We start from the raw sequence: 20,323 nt of genomic DNA, 5'->3' as shown, positions 1-20,323 counted from the left end.
TGGTGCGCTCGGTTCAGAGTCTCAGCAAGGCCGCCGCCGTGGCTTGGTGGCCTGCCTGTGCCAGCAGCCCTGCCGGGCCAAGGCGACCTTCGTGGTCCACCACCACTCGGGCGTCGCGGAGGATGGGGCCCAGGGTTTCGCGCAGCGACTTTTCCGTTCGGGCCGTCGAGGGTGCGTGGCGGAACACGCCTCCTGACAGGACCAGGGTGGCCGCGCCCTTCGGGCCGAGGCGGCCGCCGATCATGCGGAGGTGGCGGCGGATCGCGATGGTCGCCGCCAGTTCCGCGATGCGCAGGTCCGTTTCCCGCTCCTCGTCCGTCGTCGGGATGAAGTCGACGTTCTCGTTGCGGTCGCGTGCCTTCTCCGTCAGGTTCGTGTCCGCCGGCAGCAGGCGTTCGGTGATCGCCTCCGCGATCACGCCCGGGGCGCTCACCCGCATGCCGATGTCGCCCTCGACCGTCCTGCGGTCGGGTGGCAGGGCCACCGTGGCCGCCGGCGTGTCGTCCAATATGGACACCGCAGAGTAGACATCCGTCGTGGCGCCGCCCACGTCCACCACCAGGACCGCGCCGTCCTCCTCTTGCGCCGCCAGTACCGCCACCCCGGACAGCACCGCGTCCGGCGTGACCGTGCGTACCAGCTCCCGGAACCGTGGGCCTCTCGACAGCCCCTTGCCGCCGATCACGTGGGACAGGAACACCTCGCGGATCGCCGCTCGCGCCGGGCCCGGCGCCAGCTCACCCACGTCCGGCAGCACGTTGTCCGTCGGCACCACCGTTCTGCCGTCCAGTATGGACAGCGCGGCCGAACGGGCGGAGGTGTTGCCCGCCAGCACTATCGGCACCTTAACCCGGGCCAGGGCCAGCTTCGTCGCGTTGTGCAGCAACACTTTCTCGTCGCCGCCGTCCGTGCCGCCCACCAGCAGCACCACGTCCGGGCGGGCGGCGCGGACCGCGTGCACGTTCGGTATCTCGCCTGCCGACACGTGTACCACCTTGGCGCCCGCCGACAGGGCCACCCGGTGCCCGGCTTCCGTGCTGACCAGGCGTTCCTGGCCCACCACCGCGAGCCGCAGTCCGCCGCCCGCCGACGAGCACGCCAGGACCTCGGCGGAAGAGGCGGACAGGGCGGCGGTCACCGCCGCCACCCCGTCCAGGACCTCCGGCGGCGTCGTCTCGTGCTGGGCGGTGCCCACCAGCGAACCGTCGGCGGCCACCAGCGCGCCCTTCGTCCACGTGGAACCGACGTCCAGGCAGAGGAACGTCACTTCTCCTTGCCCAGCAACGAGTGCCTCCTGCCGTACACGAAGTACACGATGACCCCGATCGCCATCCACGCGAAGAACCGCACCCACGTCAGGATGGTCAGGTTCAGCATCAGCCACAGGCACGCGAGGATCGCCAGCACACCGATCACCGGCAGTGCGGGCACCTTGAACGAACGCTCCAGGTCAGGACGCGTGCGGCGCAGCACCATCACCCCCGCCGACACCAGGATGAACGCGAACAGCGTGCCCACGTTCACCATCTCCTCCAGCTTGCCCGCCGGGAAGAACGTCGCGGCCGCCGCGACCAGGCCACCGACCAGGATCGTCGCGCGGACCGGGGTGCCGCGCTCACCGGTGCGGGACAGCGCCCGAGGCAGGAGGCCGTCGCGGGACATCGCGAACAGGACGCGGATCTGGCCCAGCATCAGCACCATCACGACCGTCGTCAGACCGGCGAGCGCGCCGATCGAGATGACGTTCGCGGCCCAGTCCACGTCGTTCAGCGCGAACGCCGTCGCGAGAGTCTTGTGCTCGCCGTCCTCGCTCGCCAGCTCCGTGTAGTTGACCATGCCCGTCAGCACCAGCGACACCAGCACGTACAGCACGGTGACGATCGCGAGCGAGCCGAGGATGCCGCGCGGGATGGCGCGCTTCGGGTTCCTCGTCTCCTCGGCCGTCGTCGCGACCACGTCGAAGCCGATGAACGCGAAGAACACCAGCGACGCGCCGGCCAGGAGCCCGAACACGCCGAACGCCGAGCTGGTGCCGCCTGCGAGCCACGAGAAGACCGTCTGGTCGACGCCGGTCGACGCGGCGTCGCCACCGGTCTCACCCGGTGGCACGTACGGGCTGTAGTTCGCCGCCTTGATGAAGAAGAAGCCGAAGATGATCACGAACAGCACGATCGCGACCTTGATGCCGGTGATCACCATGCTGACCCGCGACGACAGCTTCGTGCCCACCGCCAGCAGCACCGTCAGCACGGCCACCAGCAGCAGCGCGCCCCAGTTGACCGTCACGCCGCCGATGTCGAACGACGTCGACACCCCGTCGCCATACATGTACGCGAGCACCGTCTTGAGGTACTCCGACCAGCCGGTGGCGACCGCGGCCGAGCCGACCGCGAACTCCAGCACCAGGTCCCAGCCGATGATCCACGCGACGAACTCGCCGAACGTGGCGTAGGAGAACGTGTACGCGCTGCCCGCGACCGGCACCGTCGACGCGAACTCCGCGTAGCACAACCCCGCGAGGCCGCAGGCGATCGCCGCCAGCACGAACGCGAGCGACACCGACGGACCTGTGAGGTCACCCGCGGTGCGCGCGGTGAGCGTGAAGATGCCCGCGCCGATGACGACCGCGACCCCGAACACCGTCAGGTCCCACGCGCTGAGGTTCTTCCTCAGCCGTGCGCCCGGCTCATCGGTGTCCTTGATGGATTGCTCGACCGACTTGGTTCGCGCCAACCCCGACCCCGGCACGCCACACCCCTCCCCGTCACGTCAACAATGCCAGCTGACGATAACGCCGGAACGGGCTCAGGTGTTGGCGGGCGTGCGGTCCAGATCCGGCTCGAGGTAGATCAGGCGGGCTGCGGGCACGTCCTCGCGGATGCGCTTCTCCACCGCGTCGATCTCGGCCGCCACGTCCGCGAGCGACAGCCCCGGCTCGAGCGCGATCTTCGCCGCGACCAGCAGCTCGTCCGGTCCGATGTACTGGGTGCGGATGTGGATCAGGCGCTGCACCCGGCCCGCGACGACGGCCTTCTCGATGCGGTCCAGCTCGGGGCTCGTGGCGCCCTCACCGATCAGCAGGCTCTTCATCTCGATGATCAGGATGATGGCGATCACACCGAGCAGCGCACCGATCATCAGCGTGCCGATGGCGTCGAACACCGGGTCGCCGGTGATGACCGCGAGGCCGACGCCGAACAACGCGAACACCAGGCCGAACAGCGCGCCCGCGTCCTCCAGCAGGACGACCGGCAGCTCGGGGGTGCGCGACTGGCGGATGAAGCCCCACCAGCTGGCGTCGCCCTTGATCTTGCGCGACTCGACGATGGCCGTGCGGAAGCTGTAGATCTCCAGCCCGATCGCGACCACCAGGATGACCACCGCGACCATCGGCGAGGTCAGCGGCTCGGGGTGCTGCAGCTTGTGGATGCCCTCGTAGAACGCGAAGGCCGCCCCGAGCGTGAACAGCATCAGCGCGACGATGAACGAGTAGAAGTACCGGTCGCGGCCGAAGCCGAACGGGTGCTCCTTGGTGGCCTTGCGCTTCGACGTCTTCTGACCGAGCAGCAGCAGACCCTGGTTCGAGGTGTCCGCGACCGAGTGCACCGCCTCGGCGAGCATCGACGACGCGCCGGTGATCGCGAACCCGACGAACTTGGCCACCGCGATACCCGCGTTCGCCACCAACGCCGCGAGAATCGCCTTGGTACCGCCCCCTGCGCTCACCGCTCGCTCCTCATGCCATGTCGGTATTGCCGGAAATCCGAGAGCAGCCTAGAGAATCATGGGCGGTGTTGTCTCACCCGCCCACAATTGCGGGCATGTCATTTCGCGCAAATAGGATTAAACAACGCGAAACGGACAATCCGCCTCAATGAGATGTCAGCGGGCGTGGCCCGGAGTGGCGGCGAAGGCACGCGTCCACGTGTCCGCCGGGGTGAGCGTGACCTCCGGGTCGCTCGCCGGGATCCACATCGCGCGGCCCCTCGGCAGGACGACCTTCTCCTCCGCGGCCGCCACGGTCAGCTCGCCGTCGAGTGTCGCGAGGATGCGTGGGGTGCCGCCCGGCAGGCGGGCCGGGGTGGCGTCGCCGTGCCATTCCAGGCGGGACAGTTCGAACTCCGCGGCGGTCGTCCGGTACACGTGGCGGGCGCCCGCCGGCTCGCCGGTCGTGACGGTCATGTCGCCGTAGCTGAAGTCCAGTACGCGCAACAGTTCCGGGACGTCGACGTGCTTGGGGGTGAGACCGCCGCGCAGCACGTTGTCCGAGTTCGCCAGCACCTCGAGTGCGGTGCCGCGCAGGTATGCGTGCAGGTTGCCGGCAGGCAGGAAGATCGCTTCGCCGGGGCCGAGGACCAGCCGGTTCAGCAGCAGCCCCGCCAGCACGCCCGCGTCGCCCGGGTAGCTCTCGCCCAGCTCCAGCGCCGTCCGGCACTCCAGCTCGAACGGGCCGTGGTCCTTCACGTGCCGCACGCACTCGTCGAGCAGCTCCGGCATCAGCGCGTCGATCGCGGGCTGCGGCAGCGTGATCCACGTCGTGAACAGTGCGCGCAGGCCTTCGCGGTTCGGGTCCGCGGCCAGCAGCTCGACGTACGGCGACAAGCCCGGCGTCTCGACCGCGCGCAGCAGCTCGACCGTGCGGTGCGGGTCGCGGAAACCGGCCAGCGCGTGGAACTCCGTCAGCGCGCAGAGCAGTTCGGGCTTGGGCGTCGGGTCCGGGTAGTTGCGGGTGGCCGCGTCGCGGGGGATGCCCTGCCTCTCCTCGCGCGCGTAGCCCTCGGCGGCCTGCTCTGCCGACGGGTGCGCCTGCAGGCTGAGCGGCTCCTCGGCGGCCAGCACCTTCATCAGGAACGGCAGCCTGCCCGCCCAGCGCTCGGCGATCTCCGCGCCCAGCTGACCGGCCGGGTCCCTTGCCAGGACGTCCACCAGCGGGGTCGCCCCGATGCGCGACGGGTCGCCGGGGTGGGCGCCCATCCACAGCTCGGCCTCCGGGTGCGGCGCGGGCACCGGCCTGCCGACGAGGTCGGCGATGGTGGTCCGCGAGCCCCACGCGTAGGGCCGGATGGGGTTTTCCAGCAGTTCCACGCTCACTCCCTCGGCCGCGCGGGTGCGTAGCGGGTGGCGCCGCCGATCGTGCCCGCCGCGAACCCCAGGTACAGGGCGGCCATCTCGAACCGCAGTGCGAGCACGGCGGCGCACGCGGTCACGTCCGCGGTGATCTCCTCGGCGGGGGTGATCAGGTCCGCGTCCGGCAGCATGTCGGCGGCCATCCTGCGCATCGGATCGGTCTGCTGCGCGCTGACGGCCAGCAGGAACGCCCGCAGCGGCGTCGCCGCCGACGGGTCGAGGTCGTCCGGGTCGGCGAAGATGTCGGTGCCCGACGCGGCCTGCGCGGCGGCCCGGTGCAGCGCGGTGCGGCTCGCGGCCTGCTGGTAGGCGGCCACGTCGCACACCACGTCGGTGTGCGTGGCGAGCACCTGCGCCGCGTACCAGGCGACACCGGTCGCCACGTCGTCCAGGCCCCACAGCAACGGCGTGCGCTCGGCCAGCCGCAGCGCGAGCGCCTTGGCCGGGTTGACGAACGACTCGTGCTGCATGTGGTCGCGCTCGGCCTCGCGGTCCAGCTCGTCGGCGACCATGTCGAGGTCCGTGCGCAGCAGTTCGAGGGTGGTGGCGGCCAGCAGCCCGGCGGCGAGCGCGCGCGGGAACCCGAAACCGGGTGGCACCGGCACCCGCGGCGTGATCAGCACGGCCTTGCCCGCGGCCGCGGCGGCGACCGGGCCGTCCTCCGGCGCGGTCAGCACGACCCCCGCGCCGTAGCGGCCCGCGCGGGCGATCGACTCGGCCAGCTCGGTGTCGCCCGCGTCGTCGGTGTGCGCCACCACGACGTCGAGCGGGCCGAGCCACGGCGGCGCGGTGTCGGTCAGCACCACCGGCACCGGGCACGCGCGGCCCAGCAGCAGCATCAGCAGCTTGGCGGCGTGCGGGCCGAGACCGGGCCGGGTGAGCAGCACGAGCGCGCGCGGCCGGTTCCCGGCGAGCCGCGCGATGCCCGCGTCGCGACCCGCCTCGAGCGTGGCACGCACCTGGGCGCCCGCCCGCGCGGCCGCGGGCAGGAGCCCTTCGACGTCGACGTCGGACAGCCTGCCGGTGTCGTCCAGCAGGGTGTCGTCGACAGCGGCACTCACGTGTCGGCGCCCTCTTCCTTGTCCGGTGCCTCCGCCCCCGGCTCGATCGCCTCGTCCAGCAGCAGCACCGGGATGCCGTCCTCGACCCGGTACTGGCGGCCGCACGACGTGCACGTGAGCATGTCGGCCTCCGGGTCGGTCGGCGTGCCGGGGCGCAGCGGCGCGTGGTCGTCGGACGGGCACGCGAGGATCTCCAGGAGCCTCGGGTCCAGCTCTACCGCCATGTCGGTCCCTCCTCAGGCGCGGACGATCGCGAGGACCTCGTCGCGGATGGCCGCGACGGCCGCCTCGTCCACGGCCTCGATGTTCAGGCGCAGCAACGGCTCGGTGTTGGACGGCCGGATGTTGAACCAGCCGCCGCTCGGCAACTCGACGGTGAGACCGTCCAGCTCGTCGATGGTGACGCCGTCACGGCTCGCGAACGTCTCCTTGACCGCGGCCATGCGGCCGGCCTGGTCATCGACCGTCGAGTTGATCTCGCCGGACGCGGCGTAGCGCGAGTACTCGGCGGTCAGCTCGGACAGCGGCCGCTCCTGCTCACCGAGCGCGGCGAGCACGTGCAGCGCGGCGAGCATGCCGGTGTCGGCGCGCCAGAAGTCGCGGAAGTAGTAGTGGGCCGAGTGCTCGCCGCCGAAGATCGCGTCCGTCTTCGCCATCTCGGCCTTGATGAACGAGTGGCCGACGCGGGTGCGGACCGGCTTGCCGCCGTGCTCGGCGACGATCTCCGGCACCGCCTTGGACGTGATCAGGTTGTGGATCACGGCCCCGCCAGGGTCCTTCTTCAGCTCGCGCACCGCGACCAGCGCGGTCACCGCGCTCGGCGGCACCGGCTCACCCCGCTCGTCGACGACGAAGCAGCGGTCGGCGTCCCCGTCGAACGCCAGCCCCGCGTCGGCGTCGACCTCGCGGACCTTCGCCTGCAGGTCGACGATGTTCTTCGGGTCCAGCGGGTTGGCCTCGTGGTTGGGGAAGCTGCCGTCGAGCTCGAAGTACATCGGCACGACGTCGATCGGCAGGCCGTCGAACATGGCGGGCACGGTGTGGCCGCCCATGCCGTTGCCCGCGTCGACGACGACCTTCAGCGGACGGCTGGCGGACAGGTCCACCAGGCCCCGCAGGTACGCGACGTACTCGGTGAGCATGTCGCGGGTCTCGAGCCTGCCCGCGGTCCCGCCCTCCGTCGGCGGCGTCTCCGCCTCCACCTCGCGCTGGATCTCGGTCAGCCCGGTGTCCTGGCCGACGGGCGCGGCCCCGGCGCGGCACAGCTTGATCCCGTTGTACTTGGCCGGGTTGTGGCTCGCGGTGAACATCGCGCCCGGCAGGTTCAGGTGCCCGGAGGCGAAGTACAGCATGTCGGTGGACGCGAGGCCGATCATCACGACGTCGACGCCCTCCCTGGTCGCGCCTTCGGCGAACGCGCTCGCGAGGCCGGGCGAGGAGGCACGCATGTCGTGCCCGATCACGATCCCGCCCGCATCGGTCACCTGGCGGGCGAACGCCGCGCCGATGTCACGGACCAGGTCCGCGTCGAGCTGTTCGCCGACAACACCACGGATGTCGTAGGCCTTGAAGACGCCGGACAGGTCACGCACCAGTGCTCCCGAGAGGTCTGCGGATTGCCTCAGGCGAGCCTACTGGTCCGGCCGTATGTGGGAGTGAGGTGTTGCCAGCCCGCCTCCCCGAATTCAAAAGTGCTGGTCGCGTACCGAGCGACCAGTCGCGGAGAGCTGGCTGCCGTCACGCTCCGCTGGTCGATCCAAGACCGGGCAGCACCCGTGGGTGGCGGACCCGGCGGCGTTACTCGGTGACCGGGTTCGGCAGCACGCGCAGGTGGCCGCGGCGGCCGCCGGTGTTCTGGCGCTCCGGCTCGGGCGGCTCGATCGGCCGGTCCGGGCGGCCGGCCTCGCGGACGGCCTCGGCGAGCGCGGTCAGGTCGTCGACCGACGGCTCGGGGACGGCGAACTCGCCGTCGTGGCGGACGACCTCCCAGCCGCGGGGGACGGTGAGGCGCAGCGCGTGCTCCTCGCACAGGTCGTAGCTGTGCGGTTCGGAGTAGGTGGCGAGCGGTCCGACGACGGCGGTCGAGTCGGCGTACGCGTAGGTCAGCGTCGCCACTGCCGGGTGGCCGCACCCGGTTCGCGAACACTTCCGCACGCTCCGCACGAAGGTGGACGATAGCGCGTCCGGATGGAAAAGGCCCCTCGCCACACCGTGTTTGATCGGGTCGCTTCGCTCCTGCGCTTCGCGTTGGACGGGTCGCTTCGCTCCCTCCGCTCCCGCGTGTCTTCACGCTCTCGATACGCTCGACTCCGTGACCTCGACTCGCGGCAGGCTGAAGCGGCGGCGGCGCCCCAACCGGGACCGTCACGGCCGCGGGCTGCGCGGGGCGTTGTACCCCTCGACGCTGCCCGCCGCGTCCACGCGGGCCGAGCGGTTCGACGCGCTCGTGCTCGCCGCGCTGGAGCCGATCGAGGCCCGCTGGCGGACCGAGCTGACGAAGCTCGACATCGCCGTCGACGACGTCCCGGACGTCCGCGGTGACGACCCGGACATCGAGTCCGACGGCACGCTCACCGACGCCGGCGTGCCGCTCGCCCGGCTGGTCCCGGCCGGCATGGACCGCCGCGGCATGCCGACGAAGGCGCGGATCGTGCTGTTCCGCCGCCCGCTCGAGGCCAGGGCTCGCGACGGCGGCGACCTCGCCGACCTCGTCCACCACGTCCTCGTCGACCAGGTGGCGAACTACCTCGGCGTCGACCCGACCATCATCGAGGGCGGGCCCTGACGGCCCTGGCGGCTCGGGATCGCCGTCAGCACCGTGAACAAGACCATCGCCGCCTGGGTCAGCAGCAGCACGCTGCGCAGCGCCGTCGGCTGTTCCAGCCGCACCTCCGCCGACCTCGTCGGCAGTGACACCGCCACCAGGTGGTTCCACGCGCGGACGATCGGCACCGGCTCGCCGTCGATCGTCGCCTTCCAGCCCGGTTCCTCCTCCGCGGCGAGCACCAGCAGCCGCCCGGCCGGGCCGTCCGACACCCGCACCGCCACCGACGGCGGCGCCGCCTCCACCGGCACGATGCCCGCCGCGCCGAGGTCCGTCGGCGGCTCGCCGCCGGTGACCGCCCGCCGCGCCAGCTCCGGCGACAGCAGCGTCACCTGTCCTGCCGCGGGCTGCAGCCGCAGCACCGGCCTGCCGTCGGACATCGGCGGCGCCTCCGCCACCAGGTCACCCGCCGACTCACGCAGCTGGGTCGCCTCGGCCTCGGTCGGCACCACCACGAACAGCACACCCGACGCCGCCGCCTGCGCGACACCCACCTTCGGGTCCGCGCGCAGCACCTCCGACAGGCCCCGGATCCCGCTCGCGTCGTCGACCGGCGCGAGGTCGTCGTCGCCGAACGACGGCATGCGCCCGGCCGTCATGCGCGGTTCGAGGGGATCGCCGTCGGCCAGCACCAGCACCCACCGGCCGGTGTCCGCCAGCTCCCGCTGCAGCGTGCTCGCCAGGCGCGGCGCGTCCGCCGTCAGCGGGCCTGCCGGGCCCGCGCCGACCGCGCCGACCGCGAGGCCGAGCACGCCCAGCACGCCCAGCACCGCCGCGGGCCGCACCCATGAGATCACCGGCCCACCGGTCCGGCACACCCCGAGCAGCGCGCTCAGCAGTCCCCACCCGGCCACCACCAGCGCGGCGCCCGTCCACCCGAACATGGCGGTCCCGCCGGTGATCGGGGTCGCGCCCATGAAGTGCACCAGCGCCACCGCGCAGCCGCCGAGCACCGCCAGCGCCATCCCGGGGATGGCCGTCCGCCGCGGCCGCACCACGATCCCGACCACCGCGAACACCGCGACGACCAGCCCGACCACGGGCCACGCGCCGGGCCCGCCGGGGTTGAGCGCCATCAGGTCCACGAGCGACGCGACCGGGGTCGGCACGAGCGCGCCGAGCCCGTGCACTACGACACCCGGGTGCTGGATCACCACCGCCGGCCACGGCAGCAGCAGCGCGAGCGGCATCAGCACCACCACGAACAACGCGGCGACGCGCCGCTTGCCGGTCCCCCGGTAGCCGGGCACGACCACGAACCCCGCCAGCGCGTACGCGAGCAGCAGCAGGTGCACGAGCGGGGAGAACGCGCCGATGACCGCGAGCCCGAACGCCGAGGACGCGGCCGTCGACAGCCACGCGGACGAGTTCGTCCGCGACCGCCCGAGCAGCGCGACGATCCCGGCCGTCACCGGCGGCACCAGCAGGTGCGCGACGACCACGTCGAGCCTGCCCTGCGCGACCGCGGCGGTCGCGGGCGGCAGCAACGCGTACGCGGCCGCCACCAGCGCCCGCACCCAGCGGTGCACCGGCAGCCGCCGCGTGGCGACATAGGCGAGCAGACCCGACAGCGGCATGCTGCCGAGCAGGAGCACCGCGACGGCCGCCGGTGTGCCGCCAACGGGCGCGAGCAGCGCGCCCAGACCGCCGATGATCGCGAGCGCGGCCGGCGCTGGCGACGCGGTGCCGCCGGCCACCGGGTGCCAGGTCGCGAGGTAGGACGACCAGGTCGCGGCGAGGTCCGGCACCGGGAGCAGCCGCCCGCCGGCGAGGTCGAGCCCGAGCCGCCCCCAGTTGACGTACAGGGCCACCGCGAGCAGCCCGAAGAACAGCAGGACCGGCGGCGCGAGGAACACCTGCCGCGCGAGCCGCGCCCGGTCCACCTCCACGAGCACCAGGTCCGGCTTCCGCACACCGGACCCGTCGCGCGGGACCGGCGACGGCCGCCGGTGCGGGCTGGGCCGCAACCCGTACGGCGTCTCCGCGTCCGGCACGGTCAGCGCCACGGCCACCGCGGTCGGCGGTCGGCGCAGCCCGGCCGGTCTGCGCATGCGTCCGGTCGCGCCCGCCGGCAGCGCGGCGGGCCCGACCGGTAACCGGATCGACTCGATGTGCGTGGGCGCCACCGGTGCTTCCGCGGGCACCACCACCGCGTCCGGCAGCCGCCCGAGCGCCGCGTCCGCCTGCAGCCGCCGCCGCACGAGGTGCGCGACCGTCGCCCGCATCCCGTTGCGCAGTCGGGTCAACCGGGAGGTGAACAGTCCGTGCACACCGCGGATCCGCACGGTGGCGCGCCGCAGCGTTCTGCCTTCGAGCAGCCCGGCGGCGCCGCTCAGCAGGAACCCGGCCGCGCCGAGTTCGGCACGCGCCTCGACGAGCCGCCGCTGCATGCCGAACCCGAGCGCGCGCACGAGCGACAGCAGCACCAGCCGCGGCACGCCGATGAGGAACGACGGCAGCGAGCAGTTCACGAGGAACGTCCGCACCGCCTGTGCCCGTTCGACGGCCGCCACGGACGCGCGTGGCGCGTCGACCCGCCGCAGCCCGGTGGTCACCGCACGCGCGTGCCGCATCCGCGCGGCGGGCACGCACAGCACCACGCTGTCGGCGCGGTTGGCACGCCAGCCGAAGTCGATGTCCTCACGCAGCAACGTGATTTCCGCGTCGAACCCGCCGAGCCGCTCCCACAGCTCGCGCCGCACCAGCATCCCCGCGGACGGCACGGCGAGCACCTCGGTGCTCTGCCTGATCTCCTGCCCCAGCCGCGCCCAGTCCACTTCGGACGGTCCGAGCCCGGTCTGCCGGTGCCCGGACGCGTCGGTCGACAGGCCCGCCTCCACCACCAGCCGGGGGTCGTCCCAGTCGAGCGCCAGCGGACCGAGCACGCCGGCCGACGGCGACGCCTCGGCCGCGGTCAGCAACGTCGCGAGGCACTCCGGGTCCGGCGCGCAGTCGTCGTGCAGCACCCAGATCCAGCCGCCGGGGTCGCCCCAGCGTTCGATCGCGGCGGACACCGCGTCCTGGACGGCCGCCGCGAAACCGGTTTCGCGGTCGCGTGTGAGCACCCCGTCGAGGACGCGGTCCTCACCGCGCGCGGCGTCGCTCAGCAGGCGTGGCGTGCCGTCGACCGAGCCCGTGTCCACGGCAAGCACATGCCGTGGCCTCGGCGCCGACGCACGCAACGCCGACAGAGCCGTCGGCAGCCACTCCTCGCCGTCATGGCAGACGAGTACCGCGAGCACTGGTGCGGTGCGCAGCACCGGGGTGGTCCCCCGAGAGCCGATTCGTGGCATTCGCACAAGATGCCATGAACCGGTTCGGTTTTGCCGCTACACCGCGCGTTTCTTCAGCTTGCGCCGCTCCCGCTCCGACAGTCCGCCCCAGATGCCGAACCGCTCGTCGTGCCCGAGTGCGTACTCGAGGCACTCCGCGCGGACGTCACATCCCTGGCAGATGCGCTTGGCTTCCCGGGTTGACCCACCCTTCTCCGGGAAGAACGCCTCCGGGTCTGTCTGCGCGCACAGTGCGCGCTCCTGCCACTCCTGCTCGTCCGCGTCGTCGAACAACTCGGCGAGCACGCCCAACTCCTCCGACGGGCGTTCCCCCCACTCCACGACGCCACCACTCCCACTGGTCAGATCGTTCAGTTCGATTCCCTGCATGCCCGTCCGCCTCCTCGCCTTTCGCGCTCCCCGGGTTGGCGGACACCACCCACCACTACTCCACTCGTGGCGAATGACATCGATGTGATTACACCCGTGTAATCGCGGCGCGTCAAGCGAAGCACCCGGGCGGGTGATGCCCTATGGGGCAAACGGAAATCGCTCGACAAGATGTCGCAATATCAGGAAAACCCAACACCCGCACGGCGACCGGACACCGCGCTTTGGGGAGCGTAGCGACGCGGAGGAGCGCAGGGGCCGAAACGGGTACTGGCAGACTCGTGGTGTGCAGCGATCATCGGTCCGGCCTTCGCCCGTGTTCCTCGCCATCCTCGCCCTCACCATCGGCGGCGGGGTGCTCGTCGCGTTCAGCAACGCGGAACCGTACGGCCAACCGGATGTGACGGTGAGCGCGGGCACCTTCCTGCTGGTGCTCGCGGGCTGGGGTGTCTCCCTGTGCCTCCACGAGTTCGGCCACGCCTACGTCGCGTACCGGGGCGGCGACCGCGAGGTCTACTTCAAGGGCTACCTGACCCTGGACCCCCGCAAGTACACCGACCCGGTGTTCAGCATCGTGCTGCCGTTGCTGATCCTCGCGATCGGCGGCATCCCGCTGCCGGGCGGTGCGGTGTTCATCAACCACCACTCGTTGCGGAACAAGCGCGTCGAATCCGCCGTGTCGCTCGCGGGCCCGTTCTTCAACCTGCTGCTCGGGATCCTGTTGATGATCGCCGTGGCCGTGTTCCAGCCCACGTTCTGGCTCGCCGCCGCGCTGTCCTACCTGGCGATGCTGCAGATCATCGCGTTCGTGCTGAACATCCTCCCGATCCCGGGCCTGGACGGCTGGGGCGCGCTCGAGCCGTGGCTCTCGCCACAGGCGCAGCGGTTCGGCGCGAAGGCCCGGCCGTGGGCGCCGCTGATCCTGTTCGCCGTGCTGATCGGGCTGCCCACGGTCGGCAGGGCCTTCTTCGACGTGGCCTACAGCCTGTACGGGGCCATCGGCGGCGACGCCATCAACGAGCAGTACGCCGCCTTCGGCTACCTCTTCAACCTCCCGGCATTCGGATCGGACGCGTTCCGTTTCTGGTCGTGAGGCACGATTGGCACCGTGAATGTTGTGGTGCTGGTCGGTGGTGTCGGTGGGGCGCGATTCCTGCAGGGGGTGAAGCACGCGCTCGGACCCGGGCACGAGATCACGGCGATCGTGAACACCGGTGACGACGTGTGGCTGCACGGCCTGCGGATCTGCCCGGACCTGGACACCTGCATGTACACCCTCGGCGGCGGGATCGACACCGAACGCGGCTGGGGCCGGGTCGGCGAGACGTGGACCGTCAAGGACGAGCTGGCGGCCTACGACGCGGGCTCGGAGTGGTTCGGGCTGGGCGACAAGGACATCGCCACCCACCTGGTCCGCTCGCGGATGCTGCGCGCGGGCTACCCGTTGTCGCAGGTCACCGAGGCCCTGTGTGCCCGGTGGCAGCCCGGGGTGCGGCTGCTGCCGATGACCGACGACCGGGTCGAGACGCACGTCGTGATCGACGACCCGGACACCGGTGAGCGCGCGGCCGTGCACTTCCAGGAGTGGTGGATCAGGCACCGGGCCGCGCTGCCCGCGCACTCGATCGCGCCGATCGGCGCCGACGAGGCGACGCCCGCGCCGGGTGTGCTGGACGCCATCGCGCAGGCGGACGTGATCCTGCTCGCGCCGTCGAACCCGGTGGTGAGCGTCGGCACGATCCTCGCCGTGCCGGGCGTGCGGACCGCGCTGGTCAAGGCGGGCGCGAAGGTCGTCGGGATCTCGCCGATCGTGAACGACAAGCCGGTGCGCGGCATGGCCGACGCGTGCCTCACCGCGATCGGCGTGGCGACCACCGCCGAGGCGGTCGGGCGGCACTACGGCGCCCGGTCCGGCGCGGACGGGATCCTCGACGGCTGGCTCGTGCACACCGGTGACACCGCGTCCGTGCCGGACGTCGAGGTGCGCGCGGTGCCGCTCCTGATGTCCGATGTGGACGCCACGGCCGCGATGGTGCGTGCCGCCTTCGACCTCGCCGGGGTCTCCGGTGAGCGGAGCTCGCGGAGCGAACCATGATCGCGGGTGATCACGCCGCCGAGGGCAAGGTCGAGATCCTGCCGGTCGCGGGACTGCCGGAGTTCCGGCCGGGGGACGACCTCTCCGGTGCGATCGCGAACGCGGCGCGCTGGTTGCGGTCCGGCGACATCGTCGTCGTGACGAGCAAGGTCGTGTCCAAAGTGGAGGGACGGCTGGTGCGGGTGCCCGCCGATCCCGATGAGCGGGACCGGATCCGGCGCCGGCTGGTGTTCGAGGAGTCGGTGCGGATCATCGCGCGCAAGGCGCGGACGCTCATCACCGAGAACCGCCTCGGCATCGTCCAGGCCGCATCCGGCATCGACGCGTCCAACGTGGCGACCGACGAGCTGGCGCTGCTGCCCGCCGACCCGGACGCGTCGGCGCTCGCGCTGCGGCGCGGGCTGGCCGAGCGGCTCGGGGTCGAGGTGGCGGTCGTGATCACCGACACGATGGGCCGCGCGTGGCGGGTCGGGCAGACCGACGCCGCGATCGGGTCGTCGGGCCTGCGGGTGCTGCACGGCTACCGGGGGCAGGTCGACCGGCAGGGCAACGAGCTGGCGGTCACCGAGATCGCGGTGGCGGACGAGGTCGCGGCGGCCGCGGACCTGGTGAAGGGCAAGCTCGGTGCGCTGCCGGTCGCGGTCGTGCGCGGGCTGACGATCGGCTCGGAGACGTCCACGGCCCGCGACCTGATCCGCCCGGTCGACGAGGACCTGTTCCGCCTGGGCACCGAGGAGGCCATCGCACAGGGCAGGCGCGAGGCGGTGCTGCTGGCGGGCACGCGGTCGTTCTCCGACGAGCCCGTGGCAGAGGACGTGCTGCGGGACGCGGTGGCAGCGGCGCTCACCACAGCCGGGCCGGTCCGGTTCGCGCACGTCGCCGAGCAGCGCAAGCGGCTGCTGGACGAGCTGGCGATCGACGCGCCGGAGGTCGTGCTCGTGTCCGGTGCCGCGTTCGAGGCGGGTGCCGCGGTGCGTGGCCTCCTGGTGGCGCTCGCCGCGGCGGGCCTCGGCGCGTACTGGGTGCCGATCCCGGACCCGGAGCCGGTGCGGTCGATGCTGGACCTGCCGTGGGCGCCGCTCGGCGCGGTCGCGCTGGGCCACCCGGTCGACCCGCTCGTTCCCCAGCCACCCGCCGACCTCGACGAACGGTTCATTCAGCGATGACCCTGCACGACGACGCGTTCACCACATTGACCGACTGGCGGCCGGGAAATCCCGGTCAGCGGTCGCTGCGGGAGGCGTTCCTCGGTTTCCTTGCGGCCCGACCGGACGCCTGCATGCGCTCCTGCGAACCAGGGCACATCACCGCGTCGGCGCTGGTCCTCGACTCGACGGGATCCGAGGTGCTGCTGACGTTGCACCCGCGCGTCGGCGCGTGGCTGCAGCTGGGCGGCCACTGCGAGGAGACCGATGAGACGCTGGTGGGCGCCGCCCTGCGGGAGGCCTCGGAGGAGTCGGGCATCGAGGGCCTGGTGATCGAGAAGACGCCGCTGCACGTGGACGTCCACCCGATCACGTGCTCGCTTGGCGTGCCGACCAGGCACTTCGACGTACGGTTCGTCGTCACCGCACCCGAGGGCGCGGTGACGGTCCGCAGTGACGAGTCACTCGACCTGCGCTGGTGGCCGGTGCACGCGCTGCCGCCGGACCCCACGGGCACGACGGGCTTGGACGCGATGCTGGCGGCAATACCCTGAAAGCCGCTGTCGAGACAGCAGCGATGCCACGAAGGACCCCTTCGTAACGCCCGGCGTGATGAAGGACCCCTTCATTGCGCTCACCGTGACGAAGGACCCCTTCATTGCGCCCGGTGTGACGAAGGACCCCTTCATTGCGCTCACTGCGATGAAGGGCCCCTTCGTAACGCCCGGCGCGATGAAGGACCCCTTCATCACAACGGTCCACGTCCCGAAAGCGCCTTTCACGGCACGAAGGCCAACCGAGCACGCGGCGGAAGCCCGCCACCAAGGGGCTCCCTGCGATCCCAGAGACGTGCCCCTCCGGCGAGGAGCCCCCGGAGGGCACACCCACCCGCCGAAGCAACCGAGACCAGAGATGGATCCAGGCTCATCAGATATCGCGGTAGTCCGTCGGCGCGAAGCGTGGGCCGTAGCGGGGTTTGCCGGGGCCGCCGGCCTCGATGTAGCGGACGACGCGGTGCCGGTGCGGGGCGTACGGGCGCAGCACCTCGAGCATGCCCTCGTCGTCGACCTTGCGGCCCAGCAGTGCGTGGCCGACCAGCCCCGGGATGTGGAAGTCGCCGACGCTGACCGCGTCCGCGTCGCCCCAGGCGCGTTGTGCGATCTCGGCGGCGGTCCAGAAACCGATGCCCGGCACCGTGCGCAGCAGGTCGCGGCCCGCTCGGCCGCGTAGTTCGGCGGCCTTCTCCAGGCGGTGCGCCACGCGGGCCGCGGCCACGATCGCCTTGCGGCGGGACAGGTCCACGCCCGCCCGGTGCCACACCCAGTCCGGGATGTCGTCGATGGTCCGCGGGAGCGGGGGCGCGTACATGCCCTTCGGGGCGGGGCCGGGTGCCGGGGTGCCGTAGCGGCGGCACAGGTCGCGCCACGAGCGGCGGGCCTCGGTGCTGGTGACCCGCTGTTCCAGCACGGACGGCACCACCAGGTCCCACACCCGGCCGGTCGCGCCGAGCCGCAGCGCGGGCATCCGCCGCCGCAGTTCGCGGATCAGCGGGTGGTGGGCCTCGAAGTCGGAGTCGTCGTCCTCGGCGCCGAGCATCGCGGGCACGCCGTCGAGGAGGACCTGTGCACCGTCGCCCCACGCGGTCGCGCGGACCGCGCCGCCCACCCAGCGCAGCGCGAGCGTGCCGACGCCCGCCGGGGTGTTGGCGGCCATCCAGGTCACGCCCGTCGGTGTGGTGCAGAACGCCGGGTCGGAGACGCCCCTGCGCAGCGGGCGCAGCACGGCACCCAGGTCCAGCGGGAAGTCCGGCCGCCAGGTGCGCTCACGAGATGCCTGCACGAGCCGCCACGGTACCCCCGTTATGTTGGACAGATGAGCGACCTGCACATGGTGGTGCCCGCGGGCGGCAGCGGCACCCGGCTGTGGCCGCTGTCCCGAGCCGCGAACCCGAAGTTCCTGCACGCGCTGACGGGCACCGACCGCTCACTGCTGCAGGCGACCTTCGACCGGCTCGCCCCGCTGTGCACGGCGCAGAACCTGCTGGTGGTGACGGGTGTCGCGCACGCGACCTCGGTGGCGCGACAGCTGCCGGAGCTGCCGGAGCGCAACATCCTCGTCGAGCCCTTCGCCCGCGACTCCTGCGCCGCGATCGCACTGGCCGCGGCCGTGATCGAACAGCGCGCGCCGGGTGGCGTGATGGCGTCGTTCGCCGCGGACCACCTCATCGCCGACACCGCCGCGTTCTCCGACGTCGTGCGGGACGCCATCGCCGGTGCGCGCGACGGCAAGCTGATGACCATCGGCATCACCCCGACCAGGCCGGAGACCGGCTACGGCTACCTGCAGCTGTCGGCGCCCTCGGTGGCCGGGCAGCGGCAGCGGGTGCTGGAGTTCAAGGAGAAGCCGACCCACCAGGTGGCCACGGAGTACGTCGCGTCGGGCGAGTACCTGTGGAACGCGAGCATGTTCCTGTGGCGCACCGAGGTCTTCCTGGCCGAGCTGGCGGCGCGGCGCCCGGACGTGCACGACCCGGTCCGCGAGATCGCCCGCGCGTGGGACACCGACGCGCAGGAGGCGGTGCTGGGCGAGCTGTGGCCCACGATCCCGAAGGTGGCGGTCGAGTACGCGGTGATGGAACCGGCCGCGGCGGAGGGCAAGGTCGCCACGGTTCCCGGTGACTTCGGCTGGAACGACATCGGTGACTTCGAGACGCTCGGTGAACTGCTGGGCCGGGACATCGACGGCGGCGCCCGCGTGGTCGACGTCCAGGGCGACCGGCCCCCGGTCGTGGTCATCGACGGCGACGGGGTCATCGCGGTCCCGTGCTCGTCCAGGGTGATCGCCACGCTGGGCGTACGGGACCTGATCGTGGTCGACACGGCCGACGCCGTGCTGGTCTGCCGGCGCGACCGGGCGCAGGACATCAAGAAGCTCACAGAGTTGCTAAGGGAAAAGGGTCACGCCGCCCACGTGTGATTTCCCGGATCTTCGCTGACGCGGAGCCGAATTAGGAATACCCTGGACCCCAACATCGACGACGCGACAGGGATGAGGTCGACGTATGGACCCCCGTGAGCGGGCCGACGCCATCCTGGCGCGGGCCCGAGCGCGAGGCGCCTTCGTGGTGACTCCGGAGAGCGCCGTATCGCCGATGGACGCCGCGAACACGCTGCAGATCCCGCGAGCCGTGGTAGCAGCGGCCGACGAGCGGGACCCCGAGCAGACGATGGTCGTCCCCGCGGCTGAGCTGCCTGCGATCGCGCAAGAAGCACTGACCGACGTGGTTGCCGTGCCGCATCCCGGGCCTCGGTCCCGGCAGCGGCGGCTGGAGCAGCACCAGAACATGCTGGCTGCCCGGGAGGCCGCCACGAGAGAGCCCGAAGAGGTTGAAGGGCTCGTGCCCACGCTCAAGGAGCCGCCGACGACTGGGAGCCTGTCCCAGCGGCTCGAGGGCTGAGGTCCGGCTGGCCGGGCTGGGCCGGGACGGGTGTGCCTTTTGTTGTCTGGTAAGGCCAATTGTCAGGTGGCGGGCGTCAGGCCTTCTTGCGGGTCTCCGCCTTCAACCGCAGCGCCAAACCGGCCTTGACCCCGGCCCGGACCGGCGCCCACCGCGCCCCCTGGTGCCGGTCGGCGATGAACCGGTACGCACTCTCGTGGTGCACAGCCAACATCCGCTCGGAAGCGCGCGCGGTCGAGTGCCCCTGAATGTGCACCACCTCGGCCGACGGCACGTACACGTTCTGCCACCCGGCCCGCCCCAGCCGGTCCCCGAGGTCCACGTCCTCGAAGTACATGAAGTACCGGGGGTCGAACCCGTCGACGGAATCGAACGCCGCGCGTCGCATCAGCAGGCAGGACCCGGACAGCCACCCGGCTTCCCGCTCCACCACTGACTCCGACGACTGCTTGTACGCCCTGGTCCACGGGTTGGCGGCCCACACCCGGCCGACCACGGCGTGCCCGATCCCCTTGCCGATGGACGGCACCAGCCGCGCCGACGGGTAGACCTTCCCGGACGGCTCCCGGATCAACGGCCCGAACGCCCCGCCGCGAGGCCAGCGGGAAGCGGCGGAGAACAACTCGTCCAGCGACCCGGCGCCGAACTCCAGGTCCGGGTTCGCCACCACGATCCACCCGTACTCCGGGCCCAGGGTCTCGACGCCGCGGTTGGCCGCGGTGCCGTACCCGAGGTTGCCGCCGGTGTGGAGCAACGTCACGTTCGACCGGGACGCGGCCTTCTCCGGCGCGCCGTCGACCGAGCCGTTGTCCGCCAGGATGACCTGATACGGCCTGGTCGTGGCCTTCTCCAGCGTGTCGAGGCACCGCTCGAGCGTCTCGCCCGGCGAGTAGGTCACGATGACGACTGCCAGCTCCTGGCCATAATCCTCAGACACGCCGGAACATTCTGC

Annotated in this window: 19 protein-coding genes; 7 read left to right on the top strand and 12 right to left on the bottom strand. The window is 72.0% G+C overall.

Annotated elements, in window-relative coordinates; genetic code table 11:
• Positions 1 to 13 precede the first annotated feature (13 nt).
• The 8 genes from FHR82_RS00725 to FHR82_RS00690 all read right to left on the bottom strand — a co-directional run bounded on the left by FHR82_RS00725 (position 14) and on the right by FHR82_RS00690 (position 8,351).
• Positions 14 to 1,267: a glutamate mutase L gene (locus FHR82_RS00725; RefSeq protein ID WP_184808256.1), complete on the bottom strand. Its 1,254-nt coding sequence runs from the start codon at positions 1,265 to 1,267 to the stop codon at positions 14 to 16.
• Positions 1,264 to 2,748: an amino acid permease gene (locus tag FHR82_RS00720; RefSeq protein WP_184808255.1), complete on the bottom strand. Its 1,485-nt coding sequence runs from the start codon at positions 2,746 to 2,748 to the stop codon at positions 1,264 to 1,266. The genes FHR82_RS00725 and FHR82_RS00720 overlap by 4 nt, the downstream gene beginning before the upstream one ends.
• Positions 2,749 to 2,805: 57 nt before the next feature.
• A complete protein-coding gene (locus tag FHR82_RS00715; protein ID WP_184808254.1) occupies positions 2,806 to 3,726 on the bottom strand; it encodes a cation diffusion facilitator family transporter in 921 nt (306 codons plus the stop codon).
• 156 nt (positions 3,727 to 3,882) lie between these two features.
• Positions 3,883 to 5,085 carry a mannose-6-phosphate isomerase, class I gene (gene manA, locus FHR82_RS00710; protein WP_184808253.1) on the bottom strand — a complete coding sequence of 401 codons (1,203 nt, stop codon included), beginning with the start codon at positions 5,083 to 5,085 and terminating at the stop codon, positions 3,883 to 3,885.
• Between the two features lie 2 nt (positions 5,086 to 5,087).
• Positions 5,088 to 6,188 carry a phosphoheptose isomerase family protein gene (locus FHR82_RS00705; RefSeq protein WP_184808252.1) on the bottom strand — a complete coding sequence of 367 codons (1,101 nt, stop codon included), beginning with the start codon at positions 6,186 to 6,188 and terminating at the stop codon, positions 5,088 to 5,090.
• On the bottom strand, positions 6,185 to 6,412 hold the full coding sequence (locus tag FHR82_RS00700) for a Trm112 family protein (RefSeq protein WP_184808251.1): 228 nt from the start codon (positions 6,410 to 6,412) through the stop codon (positions 6,185 to 6,187). The genes FHR82_RS00705 and FHR82_RS00700 overlap by 4 nt, the downstream gene beginning before the upstream one ends.
• Positions 6,413 to 6,424: 12 nt before the next feature.
• Positions 6,425 to 7,780, bottom strand: coding sequence for a phosphomannomutase/phosphoglucomutase (locus FHR82_RS00695; RefSeq protein ID WP_184808250.1), 1,356 nt, complete (start codon positions 7,778 to 7,780; stop codon positions 6,425 to 6,427).
• Between the two features lie 205 nt (positions 7,781 to 7,985).
• Positions 7,986 to 8,351 (bottom strand): DUF3499 domain-containing protein, encoded by a 366-nt coding sequence (locus FHR82_RS00690; protein ID WP_184808249.1) that lies wholly within the window; start codon positions 8,349 to 8,351, stop codon positions 7,986 to 7,988.
• A gap of 148 nt (positions 8,352 to 8,499) precedes the next feature.
• Between FHR82_RS00690 and FHR82_RS00685 the strand changes: the two genes are divergently transcribed.
• Positions 8,500 to 8,973: a metallopeptidase family protein gene (locus FHR82_RS00685; RefSeq protein ID WP_311770811.1), complete on the top strand. Its 474-nt coding sequence runs from the start codon at positions 8,500 to 8,502 to the stop codon at positions 8,971 to 8,973.
• Here FHR82_RS00685 and FHR82_RS00680 read toward each other — a convergent pair.
• On the bottom strand, positions 8,931 to 12,305 hold the full coding sequence (locus FHR82_RS00680; RefSeq protein WP_184808248.1) for a glycosyltransferase: 3,375 nt from the start codon (positions 12,303 to 12,305) through the stop codon (positions 8,931 to 8,933). The two genes, FHR82_RS00685 and FHR82_RS00680, sit on opposite strands and share 43 nt — an antisense overlap.
• Before the next feature lie 36 nt (positions 12,306 to 12,341).
• Positions 12,342 to 12,674, bottom strand: coding sequence for a WhiB family transcriptional regulator (locus FHR82_RS00675; protein ID WP_184808247.1), 333 nt, complete (start codon positions 12,672 to 12,674; stop codon positions 12,342 to 12,344).
• A 286-nt stretch (positions 12,675 to 12,960) separates the two neighbouring features.
• Here FHR82_RS00675 and FHR82_RS00670 point away from each other — a divergent pair, with 286 nt between their 5' ends.
• Genes FHR82_RS00670 through FHR82_RS00655 form a run of 4 tightly spaced genes read left to right on the top strand, consistent with a single transcriptional unit; the run spans position 12,961 to position 16,468 of the window.
• Positions 12,961 to 13,767: a site-2 protease family protein gene (locus FHR82_RS00670; protein ID WP_184808246.1), complete on the top strand. Its 807-nt coding sequence runs from the start codon at positions 12,961 to 12,963 to the stop codon at positions 13,765 to 13,767.
• A gap of 15 nt (positions 13,768 to 13,782) precedes the next feature.
• Positions 13,783 to 14,769 carry a 2-phospho-L-lactate transferase gene (gene cofD, locus FHR82_RS00665; RefSeq protein WP_184808245.1) on the top strand — a complete coding sequence of 329 codons (987 nt, stop codon included), beginning with the start codon at positions 13,783 to 13,785 and terminating at the stop codon, positions 14,767 to 14,769.
• Positions 14,766 to 15,935 carry a coenzyme F420-0:L-glutamate ligase gene (locus FHR82_RS00660; protein ID WP_184808244.1) on the top strand — a complete coding sequence of 390 codons (1,170 nt, stop codon included), beginning with the start codon at positions 14,766 to 14,768 and terminating at the stop codon, positions 15,933 to 15,935. The genes cofD and FHR82_RS00660 overlap by 4 nt, the downstream gene beginning before the upstream one ends.
• Positions 15,932 to 16,468 carry an NUDIX hydrolase gene (locus FHR82_RS00655; protein ID WP_184808243.1) on the top strand — a complete coding sequence of 179 codons (537 nt, stop codon included), beginning with the start codon at positions 15,932 to 15,934 and terminating at the stop codon, positions 16,466 to 16,468. The genes FHR82_RS00660 and FHR82_RS00655 overlap by 4 nt, the downstream gene beginning before the upstream one ends.
• Positions 16,469 to 16,841: 373 nt before the next feature.
• On the opposite strand, the gene FHR82_RS00650 is transcribed toward FHR82_RS00655, so the two are convergent.
• Positions 16,842 to 17,753 carry a DNA-3-methyladenine glycosylase family protein gene (locus FHR82_RS00650; protein WP_184808242.1) on the bottom strand — a complete coding sequence of 304 codons (912 nt, stop codon included), beginning with the start codon at positions 17,751 to 17,753 and terminating at the stop codon, positions 16,842 to 16,844.
• A 33-nt stretch (positions 17,754 to 17,786) separates the two neighbouring features.
• On the opposite strand from FHR82_RS00650, the gene FHR82_RS00645 reads away from it, so the two are divergent.
• On the top strand, positions 17,787 to 18,890 hold the full coding sequence (locus tag FHR82_RS00645; protein ID WP_184808241.1) for a mannose-1-phosphate guanylyltransferase: 1,104 nt from the start codon (positions 17,787 to 17,789) through the stop codon (positions 18,888 to 18,890).
• An 85-nt stretch (positions 18,891 to 18,975) separates the two neighbouring features.
• Entirely contained in the window at positions 18,976 to 19,371 is a 396-nt protein-coding gene (locus FHR82_RS00640) for a hypothetical protein (RefSeq protein ID WP_184808240.1), read from the top strand.
• Positions 19,372 to 19,447: 76 nt separating this feature from the next.
• Here the strand turns inward: FHR82_RS00640 and FHR82_RS00635 are convergent, their stop codons facing one another.
• Positions 19,448 to 20,308 (bottom strand): glycosyltransferase family 2 protein, encoded by an 861-nt coding sequence (locus tag FHR82_RS00635; protein WP_184808239.1) that lies wholly within the window; start codon positions 20,306 to 20,308, stop codon positions 19,448 to 19,450.
• Positions 20,309 to 20,323: the final 15 nt, after the last annotated feature.

It is taken from the genome of Actinophytocola algeriensis, assembly GCF_014203735.1.
Classification (GTDB): Bacteria; Actinomycetota; Actinomycetes; order Mycobacteriales; family Pseudonocardiaceae; genus Actinophytocola; species Actinophytocola algeriensis.
This window is presented reverse-complemented; position numbering and strand designations above follow the sequence as displayed.